The sequence below is a fragment of the Paenibacillus tianmuensis genome (genome assembly GCF_900100345.1).
GTDB classification, from domain to species: domain Bacteria; phylum Bacillota; class Bacilli; order Paenibacillales; family NBRC-103111; genus Paenibacillus_G; species Paenibacillus_G tianmuensis.
Map to the genome: position 1 here is coordinate 26,934 of NZ_FMTT01000002.1, position 21,311 is coordinate 48,244.

9 protein-coding genes are annotated in these 21,311 nt (G+C 56.0%); 5 read left to right on the forward strand and 4 right to left on the reverse strand.

Features of this window, described 5'->3' with window-relative positions; all coding sequences use genetic code 11:
* Nucleotides 1-91 precede the first annotated feature (91 nt).
* Both BLO51_RS01845 and BLO51_RS01850 read right to left on the reverse strand, forming a co-directional pair.
* A complete protein-coding gene (locus BLO51_RS01845) occupies nucleotides 92-1,036 on the reverse strand; it encodes a serine/threonine protein kinase (protein ID WP_167670077.1) in 945 nt (314 codons plus the stop codon).
* A 162-nt stretch (nucleotides 1,037-1,198) separates the two neighbouring features.
* A complete protein-coding gene (locus BLO51_RS01850) occupies nucleotides 1,199-1,384 on the reverse strand; it encodes a hypothetical protein (protein WP_090666244.1) in 186 nt (61 codons plus the stop codon).
* A gap of 184 nt (nucleotides 1,385-1,568) precedes the next feature.
* On the opposite strand from BLO51_RS01850, the gene BLO51_RS01855 reads away from it, so the two are divergent.
* Both BLO51_RS01855 and pdxK read left to right on the forward strand, forming a co-directional pair.
* Nucleotides 1,569-2,705, forward strand: coding sequence for a glycerate kinase (locus BLO51_RS01855; RefSeq protein WP_090666246.1), 1,137 nt, complete (start codon nucleotides 1,569-1,571; stop codon nucleotides 2,703-2,705).
* Between the two features lie 111 nt (nucleotides 2,706-2,816).
* Nucleotides 2,817-3,626, forward strand: a complete 810-nt coding sequence (pdxK, locus tag BLO51_RS01860) for a pyridoxine/pyridoxal/pyridoxamine kinase (RefSeq protein ID WP_090666248.1) — start codon at nucleotides 2,817-2,819, stop codon at nucleotides 3,624-3,626.
* Between the two features lie 77 nt (nucleotides 3,627-3,703).
* Here the strand turns inward: pdxK and BLO51_RS01865 are convergent, their stop codons facing one another.
* Nucleotides 3,704-4,297: a TetR/AcrR family transcriptional regulator gene (locus tag BLO51_RS01865; protein ID WP_090666250.1), complete on the reverse strand. Its 594-nt coding sequence runs from the start codon at nucleotides 4,295-4,297 to the stop codon at nucleotides 3,704-3,706.
* Nucleotides 4,298-4,397: 100 nt separating this feature from the next.
* Here BLO51_RS01865 and BLO51_RS01870 point away from each other — a divergent pair, with 100 nt between their 5' ends.
* The 3 genes from BLO51_RS01870 to BLO51_RS01880 all read left to right on the forward strand — a co-directional run bounded on the left by BLO51_RS01870 (nucleotide 4,398) and on the right by BLO51_RS01880 (nucleotide 6,468).
* Entirely contained in the window at nucleotides 4,398-4,931 is a 534-nt protein-coding gene (locus BLO51_RS01870; RefSeq protein ID WP_090666252.1) for a hypothetical protein, read from the forward strand.
* A 184-nt stretch (nucleotides 4,932-5,115) separates the two neighbouring features.
* The gene (locus tag BLO51_RS01875) at nucleotides 5,116-5,880 is read left to right on the forward strand and encodes an ANT(4')-I family aminoglycoside nucleotidyltransferase (RefSeq protein WP_090666255.1); all 765 of its coding nucleotides are present in this window, start codon (nucleotides 5,116-5,118) and stop codon (nucleotides 5,878-5,880) included.
* A gap of 126 nt (nucleotides 5,881-6,006) precedes the next feature.
* Nucleotides 6,007-6,468 carry a GNAT family N-acetyltransferase gene (locus BLO51_RS01880; RefSeq protein ID WP_217266672.1) on the forward strand — a complete coding sequence of 154 codons (462 nt, stop codon included), beginning with the start codon at nucleotides 6,007-6,009 and terminating at the stop codon, nucleotides 6,466-6,468.
* Nucleotides 6,469-6,615: 147 nt separating this feature from the next.
* On the opposite strand, the gene BLO51_RS01885 is transcribed toward BLO51_RS01880, so the two are convergent.
* Nucleotides 6,616-21,303, reverse strand: coding sequence for a non-ribosomal peptide synthetase (locus tag BLO51_RS01885; protein WP_090666259.1), 14,688 nt, complete (start codon nucleotides 21,301-21,303; stop codon nucleotides 6,616-6,618).
* Nucleotides 21,304-21,311 lie beyond the last annotated feature (8 nt).

Sequence of the window (21,311 nt, forward strand, 5' to 3'; positions counted from 1 at the left end):
GGGGTTGGGTTTTTGCCGTTCCATCGCACCACAGTTCCTCTAAGCGGAGGCCGACTAGGCAAATGAACCGAATAGCACCCCCGCAGTTTCGCTATTTTTCCGACACGGTCGAAGGCGTGTCCAAGCGCTTCCGCCGCATCCCGAATTTCAGGCGCATATACTCCAACCGCAGAGCGGCCTTAAGCAGCTTCAGCGACGGGCATCTTCTGCGCGGCTGAACGGCAAGCCCCCATCGGATCATCCCCGACAGCAGCAGTCCGATCTCCGGGTTCGCGGTTCTGGCGCTTTCCATGCGGTCTTCGATCAGCCGCTCGGAAACGGCGGACGGCACGCGTCCGGTGAAGCTGTAATAAAGAACAGCGGCGGCGCTGAACAGATCGGCCTTTTTCCCTTGCTGGGCCTTTTCCGAATACAGCTCCAGCGGGGAGAAGCCGGCCGTTGTAAAAATCGGACAGACGTCCGGCTCCGCGAGCGATACGGCCGAACCGAAGTCCAGCAGCACCGGCCGGCCTTCTTCCGAAATCATCACATTCCCCGGCTTCAAATCCCGGTGAATGATGCCTTGCCGGTGTAAGAAGTCCACCGTATCTAGAAACGGCAGCAGAACGTTCCGGATCAACTCCGCCGCCGAAGGCTTCTCCTCCCGGATAAAGTCCATGAGCGGCTTGCCCGGGCAATAACGGGTCACCAGATAGCTCGTCCCGTTTTCTTCGAAATGGTCGATATATTCGACGATATGCCTATGCCGGAGCCAGCCTAGAATCGAGGCTTCCCTCCGGAAGGCATCGTTCAGTTCTTCAAACTTCCGGCGGCTCGAAGGACGGCGGCATAAGACCGCCTTCCCGTCCATATCTCTTAAAGTCAGGCTTCCGGGATAAAATTCCTTGATCGCAAGCCTCTCTTCTCCCTCGGCCGGGCATCCGGTATAAACGATGGACAGCTCGCTGGAAGCCAGCCGTTCTTCGATCCGGTAGGCGCCGCCTTTTAACAGCGTATACCGCCCAAGGCACACATCATCAAGATCATCTCGGGTCATCCAAAATGGCTCCTTCATTCCGAACATTCGCCTTGCTTCGATTGAGGCGCGGGCCCGCAAGCCCCTTTACCATCTTATCATAAGGAGCGAAATTGGGAACCGTTGGATTTCCCACGTAGGATCGAACGGCCGCGAGGTTCCGTAGGCGACAGCACCGGCTGCTTATTTCGCGAAGCCCCGAAACAAGACCTTGATTTTCTCGGCAAAGTGACGACCGCTACCCCTCGCCTCCACCTTCTCCACCATCAAAGCAACGAGCAGCTTCGGCTTGCAGGCCGCAAGCGTCAGCAGCAGCGCGACAAAGAGGACGCCCCATCCGACGCCCCTCGCAACTGTTCGATGGGTCAATCTCAGCACTCCCTCTCTCTATCCACTCGTTTCCATTGTAGCCAAGCGCCGGCGGAAGGAGAATGGATAGCTTCCTGATATTTCCCTTACGAAACGCTGACCGGGACCGGCCGGAAACGTTGGATACGGCTTTTGGCGCAGTGGTATAATCGTCTTATTCTATGGATTTGCGGGGGAATGACACATGAAAATCGTGATTGCGCCGGATTCGTTCAAAGGCTCGCTGTCTGCTCTGCAGCTGTGCGGTGCCGTGAGCTCCGGCATTCGGAGCGTCGTCCCGGACGCCGACATCGTCGAGCTTCCGGTCGCGGACGGCGGGGAAGGCACGGTAGACAGCCTTGTGCATGCCTGCGATGGCATCCGGGTGGAAGCGCAGGTTCGCGGCCCGCTCGGAGAGCCGGTCACGGCCGTCTACGGCATCCTGAAGGACGGCACCGCCGTCGTCGAAATGGCCCAAGCGTCCGGGCTGCCGCTCGTTCCCGAAGCGCGGCGCAACCCTCTTGCCGCCTCCTCCTACGGGACGGGCGAGCTGATTCGGGCCGCATTGGACCGCGGATGCCGGCAGTTCCTCATCGGGCTCGGCGGCAGCGCGACGAACGACGGCGGGGCAGGCATGCTGGAGGCGCTCGGCGTCCGGTGGTACGGGGCGGACGGCGTCCCGCTGCCCTCCGGGGGCGGAGCGCTCGCCGGGCTCACCGGTTTCGACGCCTCCGGCATGGACCCGCGTCTCGCAGAATGCCGCTTCGTGGCGGCGACGGACGTCCGCAACCCGCTCTGCGGACCGGAGGGCGCTTCCGCCGTCTTCGGCCCGCAGAAGGGCGCGACGCCGGACATGACGCAAGCGCTGGACCAGGCGCTGCGGCAGTGGGCCGACGTCATTCGCCGGCAAACAGGCATCGACGTGCTGACGCTGCCCAGCGGCGGCGCGGCCGGCGGCATGGGGGCCGGATTGCATGCGTTCCTCGGCGCGCAGCTTTGCTCCGGCATCGACATTGTGCTGGAGAAAGCGAGGTTCGAAAAGCATCTTCGGGACGCCGACTGGGTGATCACCGGCGAAGGCCGGCTGGACGGACAAACGCTGTCTGGCAAAGCGATTGCCGGCATCTGCCGCAAGGCTCGGGACGCGGGAGTGCCGGTGGTCGCCTTGTGCGGCAGTCTGGAGCTGCCCGCAGAGCAGCTGGACGAGCTCGGACTGACGGCGGCTTTTTCCATTGTGCGCAAGCCTTGCGACTTGCAGGAAGCGGTCGGGCGCGCCGCGGAGTGGGCGAGCGAGGCGGCAGCCCAAATGATGCGCCTGCTGCAGGGAGTCAAGCGGCGATAGTAATTTTGTGGAATTTTTCGTCTAAATCCGCGAAATTTCGATTGAAATTTTGAGCCAACGTGATAGGATAGGTCATAAATGCAACTTCATTCATCCGGGGAGAGAAGTATAATGAGCATACCAAAAGCTTTAACCATTGCCGGCTCCGATACAAGCGGCGGCGCCGGAATTCAAGCCGATTTGAAAACGTTCCAGGAACGCGACGTCTACGGAATGACGGTTCTCACGACAGTCGTCACGATGGACCCGAACAACCAATGGCACCATGGCGTTCATCCGGTCGCTTTGCCTACCGTCGAAGCCCAACTGCAAACCGTGCTTGACGGCATAGGCGTCGATGCGCTCAAGACGGGCATGCTCGGCTCGGTCGAGCTGATCGAGCTCATTACGCATACGCTCAAAGGCAAGGGGCTGCAGCGTATCGTTGTGGACCCTGTGATGGTCTGCAAAGGCAACGACGAGGCGCTCCATCCCGAATCCACCGTTGCGCTGCGGGAGCTGCTCGTCCCGATCGCGGACGTCGTCACTCCGAATTTGTTCGAAGCGGCGCAGCTTGCGAACCATCCGCCGATTCAAACGCTGGAGGACATGAAAGAAGCGGCACAGATCATCCATGCGACAGGCGTCAAGTACGTTCTGATCAAAGGCGGCGCGAAGCTGAATCATCCGCAGGCGGTCGACTTACTTTATGACGGAAAGGCATTCGAGCTGTACGAATCCGACAAAATTTCTACCACCTATACACATGGAGCCGGATGCACGTACTCCGCGGCCATTACGGCCGAGCTTGCCAAAGGCGCCGACGTCAAAGAAGCGGTCGGCACCGCAAAACGGTTCATCAGCGCAGCCATCGCGCACGGGTTTCCGCTGAACGGCTTTGTCGGCCCGACCCGCCATTCGGCGCTGCGCCAGTTCGGGTAAGCCGTGAATTCATGTTTTTCCATATCAAAGAGCCTGTCTCCGAGACAGGCTCTTTATCCTTTCTGCCAGCGACAGCGTTACGGCACAAGCAAGCTGTCCAAATGCCGCGCAACGATCCCTGCAATTTCTTCCGCAAGCACGACCTCGGATGCGATGACGCCGTGTACGAGCAAACCGTCCACCAACGCGTGGAACCGCTTCGCCTCCAGCTCCGTGTCAAGCCCCGGCTTCAGCAGCTGCGACTGGGCGAGGGTTTCGAAGATGTTACGGAACACGTCCCGCAGCGAATCGTGAATTTCCCGGCTCAGCGGCCTCAATTCCGGCTCGGTCAAAGCAAAAGTCGAAAAGGCAATCCAGATTTGACTTTCCGCCAAACGGTCTTCGTCCAATGGCACGATTTGACCGATAAGCGCTTCGATATTTTCACGGGGATCGCCGTCTTGCGGAAGCGACTGTATACGTTTTTTTATCCGTTCGGCGACCAGCTGCATGGAGAAAGCCAATAAAGCCGATTGCGAATCGAAGTAATGACGCAGCGAGCCAAGAGACATCCCGGCTTCCTCGGCGACACTACGAACGCTGACCCCTTCCAGCCCTTCCCGGCGAATAATCCGCCACACCGCTTCCGCCAACTGCTCTCGTCGCTCTTCATGGTTTACGATTTTAGGCATGTCTCGATTATAGCACGGTTGTTTTTTTTAATACAACAATGCTAAAATAAACCCTGCTTAGCAATACAAATGTATCAAAAAAAATGAAAGGACTGATTGTATGACGATAGCCGCATTTATTGTCGGTTGTGAAATTGGCTTTTGGGTATTTGTCGTCGCCGGACTTGTCTTCCGTTATATTTTGGGTTTGAAACGAATCGGAGCTCTTTTGCTGGTCGCCACGCCGGTGGTCGATCTGGTCCTGATTATCGCGACCGTCATTGATTTGCGCAGCGGGGCGACCGCGAGCTTCGTACACAGCCTCGCCGCCGTTTATATCGGTGTATCCGTCGCCTTTGGCCACCGGATGATCCGGTGGGCCGACGTACGTTTCGCACACCGGTTCGCAGGGGCTCCGGCGCCCGAGCCGAAGCCGAAGCACGGCGCCGCCCATGCCGGTCGCGAGCGGCAGACGTGGTTTCTTCACCTGCTGGCCTGGATCATCGGCAGCGTGATTCTGCTCGGCATGATCTGGTTCGTCGACGACGAAAGCCGGACGACGGAGTTGTGGAGCATGATCTCGCGTTGGGCGGTCATACTGGGGATCGACTTTATATGGAGCTTCAGCTATACCTTCTGGCCGAAAAAAGCATAGCCGGATTTTGTTGAAACCTTATTCCCCTCTCGCGCGTAAGAATAAGACAATCGTACATTTTTGCCAAAAGGAGATCGATGCTCATGCCTCGCCTAAAAGTCCCCCGTTAACCCCGGGGACCGCCGCCTCCGTTCGAAGCAGTGCGCGAAACAAACATTATTTTTATCAAGGAGCGTGCAAACGAATGAACGGACCACAGGCGATAACCAAAGAAGAAAGACGGGCCATTGCCCGCGAAATTGCCGACCGGCTTAAGCAGGTTTACGGCGACAAAATAAAAGCGATCGGCCTCTACGGCTCTATGGCGCGAGGCACCGACGGACCTTACTCCGACACCGAGATGCTTTGCGTTCTCAACACGGAAGACGAACCGGTCGACTTCAGCCACGAATGGGCGGCCGGCGCCTGGAAAGCGGAGGTAAACGTGTACAGCGAGGAGGAGCTGCTGCAGTACGCGCGGACCGTCGAAGATACATGGCCTCTGTCCCACGGCGCCTTCCTTACGGCTCTGCCGCTGTACGACCCGGACGGCTTTTTCGATGACCTGATAGCGGCGGTCCAGTCGCCGGACGAAGCCGATTTCCGCGAAAGCATCCGCGGCATTCTGGTCGGCGAAATGTTCGAATTCGCCGGCAAATGGCGCAATGCCAACGCCCAAGGCCCGCGGACGTACCTGCCTTATCTGGCCATGGAGACCGCGCAATATGCCGCGATGCTCATCGGGCTGCATCATCGGACGACCTACTCTACGGGAGCCAAGGTCATTCCCGAAGCAATGACCCTGCCCGACCGGCCGGAAGGCTTTGATGCGCTGGCACAGCTCGTGCTGTCCGGCGAGCTATCCGACCCGGACCGCGTCTTCCTGACGTGCGAAGCTTTCTGGAACGGCCTGCAAGCGTGGGCGGAAGAGCGTGATTATGGGTTTACCACGGAACAAATTCCATTTTAAATGCCATCCGCAAGAAACCTTTCCAATGCCCGACGCTGGCGCAATTGGCACGCCACGCTCGGCGTTTAGCGCGATCATATTTTATATTTTTCGCGCGCCAAACGCAGCCGTTCCAAAAATTGCACGATGCAAAAGGAGATTTATCATAAAATGAATATAACCCTAACAGATGTGGATAAGAACAATTATGAAGAGGTTTGTGACTTAAGCGTAGCTGAGGACCAATACGATTATGTATCAGAAAATATGTGGTCGCTCGTGGAGTCAAAATTCAATCCATCCTATCAAACACGCGCAATTTGTCTAGACGGCAAGCCTGTTGGATTTTTTATGTGGGTTCCGAAGACAAAAGGGAAAATATCGATTTGGCGTTTTATGGTGGATGAGAACTATCAGAACAAAGGTATTGGGCGCAAAGCTTTACTGCTGGCCCTTGATGAAATTAGACAGACAGATGGATTGGAAGAAATCGAGATCTGCTACAATCCCAATAATCCTGTAGCGAAAGACTTCTACGCCAGCTTTGGTTTCGTTGACGTCGGTATGGACGAAGACGGAGATGATATGATAGCCATCATTAAAATATAACAAATCCATTATGTTTTATAATTAAAACTAAAAAGAACAAAACCACCCTAACGGGTGATTTATCGTTCTAGCCGACGGTTTACTTGTCCGTCGGCTCTTTCTTTCTCTGCTCCACGGAAACGCCGACACGTTTTTCAAATCCGTTTGCTACAAAAGCGTCGGATTTAACTGGCGGGTCTCCTGAATCACTTTTTTTACGATAGTACGGAGAACCTTGGCGTTTTCCTCGATAAATCCGGCATCAAGCACCACATCGTGACTTCCGACGACTTCATATTCGGCATAGTGGTTCAGCGTAGCCTGCCGCCATAATAAAGCATCATCCGGAGCAGCGATTCCCGCAGCCGAACCGCCGGCAACCAAAGCGTGAATGTTCGCTTGAACGGCTCCGGTATTGAGGAGCCCATCCCGGTACAAAGCATAGGCGTACATTTTGTTTTTCACTTTTTCCCGAACGGACGGTTCCGTCAGGTAGGATTTGTACGTGTCGGAAAGCCCAGCCAGTATTTGCTCGATCTGATCGGACGTTCCCTCTGGCGAGGATTCGATCGTTTCCGTACGTCTTAACGTATCGATCATAATAATATCCGACACTTGGTATCCCCGATTCTCCATAGCCTTGGTCACCTCGAATGCCAGACTGCCCCCGATCGAATAACCCAGGAAGATATAAGGCCCTTGCTGTTGAATACTCCGAATGGAATCGATATATTGCTCCAGCATGTCCTCATGAGAAGAACGATCCCCGATAAACTCTAAACCGTAGACGACACAATGATTTTCAAGCTGCCTTGCCATTTCGTAATACCCGATGCCGTATCCCGCCAACGGAGGGAAGCAGAAAACATTGACCGGTCCTTTCTCGTTCAAGCGTACAATGTCGTTCTCCTCGCTGCCAAATGCCTTTTCCGCCTCGCGCTTGCCGATTTCATAAGCCATATCTTCGACGGTCGGCATTTTAAACACCGTATGCAGAGGAACTTGAACGTCCAATTCCACCGAAACCTTCTGGAGCATTTGCAGAACTTTTAAAGAATGTCCGCCAAGATCGAAAAAGTTATCCTGAACCCCAATGTTCGGAAGGCCGAGCACCTCCTGCCAAATTTCCGTCAACCGGGCTTCCAGCGACGTGCGCGGAGCTACGTATTCCATTCCCGTCGGGACGCTTCCTTCGGGCGCAGGCAGCGCTTTGCGGTCGATCTTTCCATTCGGCGTCAGCGGCATCCGCTCCACCTGCACAAAGTACGACGGGATCATATAGGCCGGTATTTCCCGCGACAGTGCCGCTCTGAGTTCGTTTACCGTCAGGGATCGGGCTGCCAGGAAATATGCGCATAACTGCTTCGCGCCGCTTTCGTCCTCCCGTGCCAGAACGATCGCCTCTTGTACAGGCTCCACCTTCAAGAGCTGCGCTTCCACCTCGCCCAGCTCGATCCGGTACCCGCGGATTTTCACCTGATGGTCGATCCGGCCCAAATATTCGATCGTGCCGTCTGGCAGCCAGCGAGCCAAATCGCCCGTCTTGTACATTCGTCCACCAGTCTCGTACGGATTCGGCACGAACTTCTCTTCCGTCAGCTCCGGCCTCCGATTATAGCCGCGCGCTACGCCCGCTCCGCTGATGTGCAGCTCGCCTGCTACGCCGATCGGCACAAGCCGCTGCCCCGCGTCGAGTATCCAGATCTTCTGGTTCGGCAGCGGCCGCCCGATCGGTACCGTGTCCGCCAGTTTCGCCAAGCGCTGCGGCTCCACCTCGTAGATCGTCGAGTCGACCGTGCACTCCGTCGGTCCATACACGTTCGTGAGCTTCACCTGCTCGCCGAACGTCGACCAGAACGACTTCACGAGCTTCGTCGTCAACGCCTCGCCGCCGATTACATAGTGCTTCGCGCCCGCTGCGCTGCTGCCGGCTTCAGCCGCCTGCACCAGAATCGCCAGGTACGTCGGCGTCGCATCCGTGATGTCGATATCGTGCTCACGGAAAAACTTTAGCAGCTTTTCCCCGTCCATCCGCGTCTCTTCCGGCACAATGTGCAGCGTCAACCCCAGCAGCAGCGCCCCGTAGATCGGCTTCACCGACATGTCGAACACGTACGGCGCCAGCTGCGCCATGTTCCGGTACTCCGGATGCGCCGCATAGATCGGCTCAAACAGGCTCAGCGTAAAATTCACTACGCTCCGCTGCTCGATCATGACTCCTTTCGGCTGCCCCGTCGTTCCCGATGTGTAGATCAGGTATGCCAGATTGTTCGCCGTGGACACCGGCTCCAGGTTCGCGCCGTGCTCCGCCGGGCCTTCGTACAGCCCCGCTTCGTCCAGGCACAATACTTCGCCGCGGAAATCCACCGCTTTGGTCTGCTGCCAGCTTTGCGTCAGCAGCAGTTTCGCCCCACTATCCTCCAGCACGAAGCGAATCCGGTCCTCCGGATGCTGCGGATCGATCGGCACATACGCACCGTCCGCTTTCAGCACCGCCAGCATTCCGACGATCATCTCCAGTGACCGCTCCACCAGCATCGCCACCGGCTGATCCGCCGCGACCCCACGCGCCCGCAGCACGCGAGCCACGCGGTTCGCCCGCTCGTTCAGCTCGCCGTAGGTCAGTTGATCATCCTCGAACACCACGGCTATCCGATCACGCGAGCGCTCGACCTGCTCCTCGAAGACCGCATACAGCGTCTTGTTTTGCGGATATCGGTCATCCGCCGTATCGTTAAACTCCGACTGAAGCTGAGCCGCTTCCTCCGGCGTGATCATCTCCAGCTCCGCCAGCTTCGCCTGCGGGTTGTCCGCAATGGCTCCAAGCAGTCGGACGAAGTGGCCCGCCATCCGTTCGACCGTTTCTCGCTTGTACAGCGCCCCGGCATACCGGAGGCCAAACTCCAGCTCGTCCCCCGCCTCGACGGCACTAAGCGTCAAATCGAACTTCACCGCGTCGTGCCCGCTCGGGTAAGGCTTGAACGACAAGCCTTCGATGCCCAGCACGCCTTCCTCCATGTTTTCCAGTACGAACATTGTGTCAAACAGCACGCTGCGGCTCATGTCCCGCTTCACATTCAGCTTCTCGACCAGCTCCTCGAACGGATAATCCTGGTGCTCGTACGCCTTGAGCGCATGCTCCCTGATTTCCTGCAGGTACCCGAGGAACGTCTTCTCGCCGGCCGGATAGCTGCGCAGCGCCAGCGTATTGACGAACATCCCGATCACCGGCTCCAGGTCTGCATGCGGACGGCCCGCAACCGGCGTGCCCACGATGACGTCTTCCTGCCCCGTATATTTGTGCAGCAGCGTCATGTAAGCCGCAAGCAGCACCATATATAGCGTGGAGCCGGTTTGCGCCGCAAGCTGCCGGAGCCGTTCGCTTCCGGCTTGGCCAACAGCAAACGTCACCGTGTCGCCCTCGAAGTTGCGCACCGCCGGTCTCGGGTAATCGGTCGGCAGATCCAGCACCGGGATTTCCCCGTGGAACACGTCCAGCCAGTACGCTTCCTGTCGGTTCATTCGTTCGCTCCGGACTTCCGCCTGCTGCCATGCCGCATAATCCTTATACTGAATCCGCAGCGGCGGCAGTTCCGCCCCCTCGTACAACCGGACAAACTCTTCGATCAAAATGTTCACGGACACACCGTCGGAGATGATATGGTGCATGTCGAGCATCAGCAGATGACGTTCTGCTCCCAACTCGATCAAACCTACGCGTAGCAGCGGCGGCTGCTGCAAATCGAACGCCCGCACAAAGCTGCGGACGTGCTTTGTCGCGTCCTCTTCTCGCGCCTCGACATACGCTGCCGCAAACGTCACTTCCGGGTGCACCCGCTGTACCGGCTCGCCGTTCACCGTTTCAAAGCCGGTCCGCAGCGTTTCATGACGCCGGATCAGCTGCCGGAAAGCTTTCTCCAGCCGATGCCGGTCCAATAAGCCTTCAACCATCATGACGCCCGGCATATTATAGCTTTGCTCCGCCCCTTCCAACTGATGCAGAATGAACAGCCGCTTCTGCGCGGAAGATAACGCATAGTACTTCTTTTCCTCGATCTTCGGGATAGATACGTACAGGCGTTCTTCCATACGGGCAATCGCTTGAGCCATCTCTTCAACCGTCACGCAGCGAAACACGTCACGCAGCGGGAACTCGACATTCATCTCCTTGTGCACCTTGCTAACCAGCGTCGTGGCGCGCAAGGAATGTCCGCCAAGTTCGAAGAAGTTGTCCTTCACCCCAACCTTTTCCAGTCCGAGCAATTCCTTCCAAATGCGGACCAGCTTCGCTTCCAGCGGGGTTCGTGGCGCCGTATATTCGGATCCGCCGCTCGCGCTTCCTTCAGGTGCGGGCAACGCCTTGCGGTCGATTTTGCCGTTCGGCGTCAGCGGCATCCGTTCCAACTGCACGAAGTAGGAAGGGATCATATACTCCGGCAGCTCTTGCGCCAAGGCGGCACGCAATTCGCCCGCCGTCAGTATTTTGTCAGCCACGAAGTACGCGCCCATCCGCTTATGTCCGCCCTCGTCTTCCAGTGCGATGACGACCGCTTCTTGGACCGCCTCCGCTTTCAGAAGCTGCTTCTCCACCTCGCCGAGCTCGATTCGATAGCCGCGAATCTTCACCTGGGCGTCGATCCGGCTGATATATTCGAGATTTCCATCCTCCAGCCATTTCACCAGATCCCCGGTCCGGTACAGCCTGCCGCCCGGCGAGAACGGGGAAGGAATGAACTTCTCGTCCGTCAGCTCCGGACGATTCAGATAGCCTCTGGCCAAGCCGTCCCCCGCGATGTACAATTCTCCCGGTATCCCTGCCGGCAGCAGACGTTGATCGCGATCCAACACATAAACCGACGTATGGCTGACAGGCTTGCCGATAGGCACGGTTCCCGCCTTCTCGTCCAAATGGTCGATTCGGTAGTACGTGGCATATACAGTGCTTTCCGTCGGTCCGTAGACATGGATCAAACGGCCTGGCCCCAGACGCGCCAACGCTCTCCGCACATGGCCTGCCGATACCTTCTCACCGCCCAACAGCACCGCTTCCAGCGTTGCCAAGCAATCGACGTCGATGTCCACCAGCGTATTGAAAAGCGCCGTCGTCATGAAGCATTTCGTGATCCGCTGCGCAAGCAGCACACGCGACAGCTCGCGTGCATCCATCACCTCATCGCGGGCGATCAGCACTAGAGCGGCTCCGTTCAGCAGCGCCCCGTAAATGTCGAACGTCGAACCGTCGAACGAGAAGCTGGATAGCTGCAGCACCCGGTCCTTTGGCGTAAACCGGATATAGTTCGTCTCCTTGACCACGCGGCTGATGTTAAAGTGCATCGTCAGATTGCCTTTCGGATTGCCCGTAGAACCGGAAGTATACATAATGCACGCAAGCGTCTCGGAGCCGTGAAGCGGCGGGAGGTTGTCTTTTCCTGCTTGATAATGCCGCAGATCCGTTAAATCCAGGACAATCCCGGCGAAGTTTACCTTTCTCTGCACTTGCGGATGGGTCAGCAGCAGCTTCGCGCCCGAATCTTCCAGCATGTAGCGGATACGCTCCTCCGGATATTCCGGATCGATCGGCACATAAGCTCCTCCGGCTTTTAAGATGCCGAAAATCCCGACGATCATCTCCAAGGAACGCTCAACCATGAACCCTACGGGCTGATCCGGCCCTACGCCTTCGGTCCGCAGCGTGCGCGCCAATCCGTTTGCCCGTTCGTTCAGCTCGCCATACGTCAGTTGCTTGTCCCCGAAAATCACCGCCACGGCATCCGGCGTACGTTCCGCCTGCTCCTCGAACAATTGCTGGAGCGTCTTGTTCTTCGGATAATCGCTCGTCGCAGTCTCTCCAATGCTGCGCATCAGCGCCTTTTCTTCCGGCGTGACCAGCTCAAGCTCGCTCAATTTGATATGCGGGTCGTTCGCGATTTGATTCAGCATATGAACCAGATGCCTTTGAATCCGTTCGATGCTTGCCGGCTCATAAACGGAAGCATTGTAACGGAAAACAATCCTGAAAGCTTCGCCGGGCAGGACAATCAGGTTAAAATCATAGCTCGTTTGTTCGAACATCTCAGCGTCCGTAATCTCAAAGTCTGCCGGACTGCCGCTTCCCAATTGCAGCATCTGCTGTTCAACGGGATAGTTTTCGAACACCATAATATGCGTGATCAAAGGTTGTTTTTGTCCGGCTTGCGCCTGAATCTCGTAGAGCGGATACGTATCATACGCATGCGACGCCAAATACTGCTCCTGCAGCTTTTTGACCGCTTCCGCAAAAGTCGCATGTTCCTCCGTCCGGACACGTACCGGGATCGTATTGATAAATAACCCGATCATGCTTTCGATGCCCGGTATTTCCGTCGGTCTTCCCGAAACGACACTTCCGAAAACAACGTCCCTCTGGCCATTGTATTTCTGAAGCATCAGTCCCCATACCGCTTGCATCAGCGTGCTGACCGTCACTTGATGCTGCTTCGCAGCTTCTTCGATACGCCGGGTCAGTTCCATGCCCAGGTCACATTCGAACTGCTCCGAAACATAGCCTTTCTCCTTACCCGTGAGGCTGGCAAACGGCAGCGTTGTGTGCTGCTCATAGTCTTCCAGATACCCGAGCCAATACCGGGAGGCTTCTTCGTCATTTTGCCGGTCGAGCCATTCGATATACCGGCTGTACGGCAGCGTCGGAGCAAGCGAGGGCTGCCGCCGTTCCCGGATGGCGAAATAATGCTCGAACACTTCCTGCGTAATGAGAGGGAGGCACCAGCCATCCATAATAATATGGTGAAAGCTCCATAGCATCCGATAAGCTTCTTCACCCGTACGCAGGATCGACACGCGCAGCAGCCCGTCTTGCGTTAAGTCGAAGCCTCTGGCCTTATCCTCTGCGGCATACGCCTCGATATACGCATTCCGCTCCGCCTCGTCCATCCCGCGCAAATCCTCATAAGCAAAGCTCCTCTTTTTGTTACGGTAGACGATCTGCAGCGGCAGGTCCTTCCAACCGTTGTAAAAGTTTGTCCGCAAAACGTCATGCCGCTGTACCAGAGCGTCCAAGCTTTTGGCGAAGGCTTCCACATCAAAGGTCCCCCGCAGGTCAAACGCCGCTTGTTCAAAATACGCTCCCGAATCCGGCTCCAGGAGGCTGTGAAACAGCATGCCCTTCTGCATTGGCGTCAGCTTGTACACGTTCTCGATGTCGCCAAGGTGTCCCGTCTGTTCGACTAAAGCATCCAGTTCCTCAATGGCCAGTCCCTTCAGCAGAACGTCGCTGGGCGTCAATTCCGTCCGCTCTTTCGCGACGCAATGCCCAATGATCTCTTGAAGACTTGCCCGCAGCAGGCCGGAGAACCGTTCCATCGTCTCTCTACGGTACTGCTTGCCGCTGTAACCGATCGTCAGCGTCAAGGCACCTCCGGCAATCATCCCGTTAATATCGAGCGCGCAATGCCGTTCCGCGTTTCCGCTCATCGCCGTACCGGTCGAATAAGGCGAAACCTGCAGCCCGTTCGTTGACAAATCCTGGTCAAATTGGCCCAAATAGTTAAATCTGATGTCCGGTTTTACCTCCAGGGAGCTGTCCTCTTCCAGCGCAGTCAAATAGCTCAGGATGCCAAAGCCGATTCCTTTATGCGGAATTTGGCGCAGCTCTTCCTTGACCCGTTTGATCCGGCGCGATACGTCCCGGTCCGCTCCCATGTCCAGGACCACCGGATATTGGCTTGTAAACCATCCCACAGTACGGGTAATGTCGATGTCCGGAATGATCGGTTCCCGGCCGTGCCCTTCCAGATTGACAAGCACCTGCCCGATGCCGGACCATTCGTGAACCGCCATTCCCAACGCAGCCAGCAGCAGATCGTTCGTCTCCGTGTTGTACGCCCGGTGCGCTTGTTTGAGCAATTGCTCCGTTTCCTTCTCCGTCCACCGGATCGTAATCGTTTCGCTGTCTCGCTCCAATGCCCTCTCTTGCGCGTCATCCTTCGGCAGCGGCTCTGTCTTCGTCTGCCGGAGCTGCCGCCAGTACGCCCGCTCGCTTTCCATCGCCGGACTGTTCGCATACAGCGACAGCCGCTCTGCCCAGAGCTTGAAGGAGTCCGTTTTGTGCGGTAGTCGGATGGCTTGTCCGTCGGCCGTCTGCCCGCTCGCCGCTTGTTCATAACCGGCGGTCAGATCTTCGAACAAAATCCGCCATGATACCCCGTCGACCGCCAGATGATGAATGGCAATCAGCAGATGATCCCCATCGGCGCAGCGGAACAAACCGAGCTTCATCAGCGGTCCTTCGCTCAGGCTGATGCCGCTTTGAATTTCAGACGCTTTGGCTTCAACGATAGCAGCGCAATCCGCCTCTCCTGTGAAATCGAAGACATCAAGGCTGTAAAGCTCGCCTTCGTCCGCCCTACGGTTCCACGCTTCGATACCACGTTCCGTCTGACGGAACACCAAGCGTAGCGCGTCATGATGCTCCGCCATCGCACGGATCGCCAAACGAAGTACGGCTTCGTCGAAGCCCCCCTCACGGTGCAGCATCACCGCTTGGTTGAAATGATGGAGATCCGCCGTCTGCCTCTTAAAGAACCAATGCTGGATCGGCGTCAGCTTCGTGGCTCCGCTCACTTCCCTTTGCTCCGCGATTCGGGAAGCCGCTTGAAGATGCGGGCTGAGTTCCGCAACGATCGGATATTTGAACAAATCTTTCATTTCCAGCTTATAGCCCGCTTGGAGCAGCCTTGAACTAACCTGGATCGCTTTGATCGAGTCGCCGCCAAGCTCGAAGAAGTTATCGCGAATGCCGATCATCCGGACTCCCAGCACCCCTTGCCAAACGGAGGCCAGCGCCTGCTCTGCGGGCGTCCTCGGCGCGACATATTCCGCCCCCGTCCGCACGCTTCCTTCCGGAGCCGGCAGCGCCTTGCGGTCCACCTTGCCGTTCGGTGTCAGCGGCATCCGCTCCAGCTGTACGAAATAGGACGGGATCATGTAGCCCGGCAGCTCCACCGCCAACGCAGCCCGCAATTCGCCTACGGTTAACGTTCTGCCGGCCACAAAATACGCGCACAGGTCCTTCTGTCCGCCTTCGCCTTCGTGCGCGAGCACGATCGCCTCCTGCACGGAATCAGCATTCAAGAGCTTTGCTTCCACCTCGGCAAGCTCGATCCGGTAACCGCGGATTTTGACCTGATGGTCGATCCGCCCCAAATATTCAATGCTGCCGTCGGGCAGCCAGCGGGCCAAATCCCCGGTACGATACATCCGCTTTCCGGGCTCGAACGGATTGTCCACGAACTTCTCTGCGGTCAAATCGGCACGGTTTAAGTAGCCCCGCGCCAATCCAACGCCCGCGATACACAGCTCTCCCGGCACGCCGACAGGCAGCAAGTGATGATGAGCATCCACAATGTAGATACGATGATTGAAGATCGGGTGGCCGATCGAAACAGACCTGTCGTCCATCGTCCCGGCGGAATCTGCCCAGATCGTCGTACAGATGGAATCTTCCGTCGGACCGTACGCATTAAAGTACTCGACCTTGTCCCTCCACTTTCGGACTAGCTCGGTGGAGGAAGCGGACCCGCCCGTGATCAGCCTCTTCAGTGCCGGCAGACTGTCCGGCTCCAGGTAAGTGGCGTAAGCCGGGGGCAACACCGCCGTTGTAATCCCGTTGTCGTTCATGAAGCCGACAAATAGCGGATAATCCAAAATTGTAGCCGCCGAAGGAATGCATAAGGTGGCCCCGTTGAACAACGCCATCAAGGTTTCCCAGCAAGAGGCATCGAACGACAAGCTGGCAAATTGGACGACCTTGTCCCGCTCGTTAACGCGCAAAGTTCGCTCGAAGAACGGCTTCAAATTACACAATCCTCGGTGCTCCACCAGCACACCCTTAGGTTTACCCGTCGTCCCCGACGTATAGATGACATACGCCAGATCGTGCGGGCCGGCGATCGACTCCAAATTCGAGCTGTCGTCATCGTAGATCTCTTCGTCATCCAGCAGCGCAAGCTTACCAGCAAAGGAAGCGCACTCCCGCAAACGTTGTTGCGTCAGCAGCAGCTTCGCGCCCGAATCCTTCAGCATATACCGGATTCGTTCTTCCGGGTATTCGGGATCGATCGGCACGTAGGCTCCCCCGGCCTTTAATATACCGAAAAGCCCTACGATCGTCTCTATGGAACGTTCGGTCATAAGGCCCACCAACTGCCCGGCCTGCACCCCTTCGGCTCTTAACATTCGTGCCAGACGGTTCGCCTGCTGGTTCAGCTCGCGATAGGTGAGACGGCTTTCCTCAAATACGACTGCAATCCGCTCCGGAGTGCGCTCCGCCTGCTCCTCGAACAACTGATGGACGGTCTTCTCCTGCGGATAGTCCGCTTTCGTATCGCCCCAAGCATCCAGAATCCGGCTTTTCTCTTCCGCCGTAATGATTTCGATGGAAGACAGCTTCGTCTGCGGAGCCCCGATTACGGCATCGATCACCTGCAGCAGATGCTTTGTCAGCTGCTCCACCGTTTCCGGCTTGTACAGCGTACGGGCGTATTCGAAGAAGCATACGAGCTCTTCTTCGTCTTCCTCCACATTCAGGGTCAGGTCAAACTTGGCCACGTGGGAACGATGCGGATACGCTTTAAACTGCAAACCTTCGATCTCTTGTTTCCCTGGCACCGTATTTTGCAAAACGAGCATCGTGTCGAACAAGGCGTTACGACTCAAATCCAGCTTCACGTCCAGCTTCTCGACCAGCGCTTCAAACGGATAGTCCTGGTTTTCGTACGCTTTTAACGAGGTTTCTTTGACTTCCCGCACATAGTCCCCAAATGTCTTCTCTCCGGCCGGGTAAGTCCGGATGGCCAGCGTGTTGACAAACATGCCGACCATGCTTTCCAGTTCCGCATGCGGTCGGCCTGCAATCGGGCTGCCGACAATGATATCTTCTTGTCCGCTGTATTTGGAAAGCAGCGTCGTATAAACAGCCAATAAAACCATATACATCGTAGCCTCGGTCTGCGCCACAATCGTTCTCAGGCCCTCGCTGCGCCGCTTGCCGATGACAAATTCGAATGTATCTCCGGCGAAGCTTTTTACAGCCGGTCGCCTGTAATCCGTGGGCAGATCGAGAACCGAAATCTCCCCGCTAAATACGTCTAACCAATAGGTTTCCTGCTTGCTCATCGTTTCGCTGGACAGTTCCGCCTGCTGCCATGCGGCATAGTCCTTGTATTGAATTCGCAACGGCGGCAGTTCTTCCCCTCCATACAACCGGACAAGCTCCTCCGTCAGAATGCCTATGGACACGCCGTCGGAGATGATGTGATGCATATCGAACAGCAGCAGATGGCGCTCCTGCTCCAACTGGACCAGCTCCACGCGCAGCAGCGGCGCCTGATCAAGATCAAACGCGCGAACAAACCCACGAAGACGTTCTTCCGCTTCTTCTTGGCCCGCTTGGGCATAACCCACCGCAAATGCCACGCTGGAATGCACCCGCTGCACCGGTTCGCCGTCTACGACTTCAAAAGAAGTGCGCAGCGCTTCATGACGCAGGATCAGCTGCCGGAACGCATCTTCGAACCGCTCCCGGTCCAGCGCACCTTCAACCGTCATCACGCCCGGCATATTGTAGACGATGTCTCCGCCTTCGAGCTGCCTCAAGACGTACAGTCGTTTCTGGGCGGATGAAACGGGATAATACGCGCTCTCCCCGACGGCCGGAATGGAAGCGTAAGCGAGCCGCTCCCTGCTTACGAGCAATTGCGCCATTTGTTCGATGGTCGGCGCTTGAAACACATCCCGCAAGGAAAGGCTGCCGTTCATTTCTTTATGAATCCGTGCCGTCAAAAGCGTCGCCCGTAAAGAGTGCCCTCCAATATCAAAAAAATGATCCTTCACCCCGATGCGCTGCAGTCCCAACAGTTCTTGCCAGATTTGTGCGAGCTTCGCTTCCGTCGAAGTGCGCGGGGCAACGTATTCCGTTCCCGTTTGCAGCGTTCCCTCCGGCGCAGGCAGCGCCCGGCGGTCCAGCTTTCCGTTCGGCGTCAACGGCATCCGTTCCAGTTGGACAAAATAGGACGGAATCATGTAGCCCGGCAGCTCTTGAGACAATGCCCCTCTGAGCTCGCTCACGGTCAGCTCGCAATCCGCTACAAAGTACGCGCACAAGTACTTCTGGCCAGCTTCGTCTTCCCGTGCGATTACAACGACCTCTTGTACGGAGTCCGTCTTTAACAACTGGGCCTCGACCTCGCCGAGCTCAATCCGGTAACCGCGGATTTTAACCTGATGGTCAATCCGCCCCAAATATTCGATGCTGCCGTCCGGGAGCCAGCGGACCAAATCCCCGGTTCGATACATCCGCTCTCCGGGCTCGAACGGATTGTCCACGAACTTCTCTGCGGTCAAATCGGCACGGTTTAAATAGCCCCGCGCCAGCCCGTCTCCGGCGACATACAGCTCTCCCGGAATGCCGATAGCTTGGGGACGTCGCCACTCATCGAGAACGTAAGCGCGCAAGGTCGGTATAGGTTGGCCAATATTGCTTTTGCCTTGCGCGATCTCCACTTCGGTAATTTCTTTATAGGTTACATGCACGGTCGTTTCGGTAATTCCATACATATTGATGAGCCGGGTATCCGGGTATTTCGTCTTCCAGTCTTTCAATAAAGACGGGCTCAGCGCCTCTCCGCCAAAAATCACCTTCCGCAGCTTCAATTCGTTCCCCGGGCTCATTAACTCCTCTTGAAGGAGCTGGTAAAAATAGGTCGGCGTTTGATTCAAAACCGTGACCTTCCGGGTTTTCAGCAGTTGAAGGAATTGCGCGGGACTTTTTGCCGTCAGTTGAGGCACGACGATCAATGTCCCGCCATAGAGCAGCGCCCCGTACATTTCCCACACCGAGAAGTCGAAGCAGAACGAATGAAATAACGTCCATGTATCGGAAGCGTTAAAATCGAACAAATTTTTGCTGTTAAACAAGAGGCGAACGACGTTTTTGTGCTCGATCAACGTGCCTTTAGGCTTGCCAGTCGTTCCGGAGGTATAGATTACATAAGCCAGATGATTCGGCCCGGAAGCCGGTTCCAGATTCGTGTCGTCCTCGCGGTACGCTGCCGGATCGTCCAAGTCCACCAGCTTACCTCCGAACGGAATGCGCCCCTTGAGATGATGCTGAAGCAAGAGCAGTCGTACACCGGAATCCTCAAGCATATACTGAATGCGTTCTTCCGGATATTCCGGGTCGACCGGCACATACGCGCCTCCGGCTTTCAAGATGGCGAGCAGCCCAACGATCATCTCGACGGAACGGTCGGCCACGATCCCGACCAGCGAATCCGCCCCGACCCCTTCGGCCCTCAACGTTCGCGCCAGCCGGTTCGCCCGTTCATTGAGCTCTCCATACGTCATTTGCCGATCTTCGAATCGAACGGCCACGTGCTCCGGCGTACGCGCAGCTTGTTCTTCAAACAGGCCATGAATCGTTTTTTCCCGGGGATAGTCAGCAGCCGAATCGTTGAACAGCGTCAATACCTTTTGCTTTTCGTCGTCACCTATCAGCGATATGCCGGATATTTTTTGATAGGGATCGCGAATCATATTTTCAATAACGGCAAGAAGATGTTGAACGATGCTTACGATTTCGTTTTCTTCAAATAAATGAATTCGATAATCCATATGCAGGGCAAGCTGCTGCTCATCAAGCATTTCTACGATATGAAGGATAAAATCGTTCACTTCATCCCCGCAAAAATCATAGTCCGTTTGGATACGAACACCGTCCAAATCGACCCAGCTCACCGGCCGGTAGTTAATCGAAATGCCGAACAGCCGCTGCAGGTCTTGATTCCGGTGAATTTCCCGCAAATCCTGAATCAACTGATTATACGGATACCTTTGATGGCGCAAGACGGAAAGCTGCTCCTTGACTACCCTTTGCAAAAATGACATCAAGTCGGCTTCCGGGTCTACAAAGGCCCGGGCGGTAACGGTGCTTACCAGCATCCCCATCATGTTTTTTTCTTTCTTGGTCGTCCGGTTCCCGTAGGCGGTGCCGATGGTTATGTCCTGCTGGGTCGTAGCTTTATACATGTAAATATACATGGCCGCCATAAATAAATGAAACAAGCTGATTTGATGCTCCTGGCAAAAGACTTTTACATCGTTATAAAGCGTCTGATCGACAATAAACTCTTTCCGGTTTGCCGCCGTGCTAAGCGATAAGGGATTGTAAGGCTTAAATCCAGTCATCTCGGGCAAGTAGGAAAACTTCTCAAGCCAGTACGCTTTATCCTTTTGATAGCGATCCGACCGTTCGTAGGTTTGTTCCGTCTGAATATATTCGATAAACGATTGCTCTTCTCCCACCCGAGGTTCCAGTCCGTTCATCAGATCGATATAATACTCGCACAGTTGGTTTCCGAACAGAACGATCGAAATGCCATCGGAGATAATATGATGAATTTTCATGTTCAGCCAATATTCTTCATCATGGATTTTAATAAATACAAATTGAAAGAGCTCGGAATGAAACAGCTTCAGAGGTGTCCGTATATGGCGTTCCAACCATGTTTCCGCTTCAGCGAGGCTCTTGAAATCCGACAAATCCAAGCATTCGAATTCCTTCTCCTCATAGGGGACGACATATTGCTGCGGCAGGCCGTTCTCGGACGTGATCCGGGTCCGAAACGAATCATATTGGCGAATCACCAGGTTCATGGCCTGCTTAAAGGCATCGAGGTTTATTTTCCCTTTCATTTTCACAGTTCCCGATAGCAGCGCCGCTGCTGTATCCGGGTACATCAATTCGGTATACCATATCCGCTGTTGAGCGTTCGTTAAGGGATATAAAGGGGTAGCATTCATGCGATTCG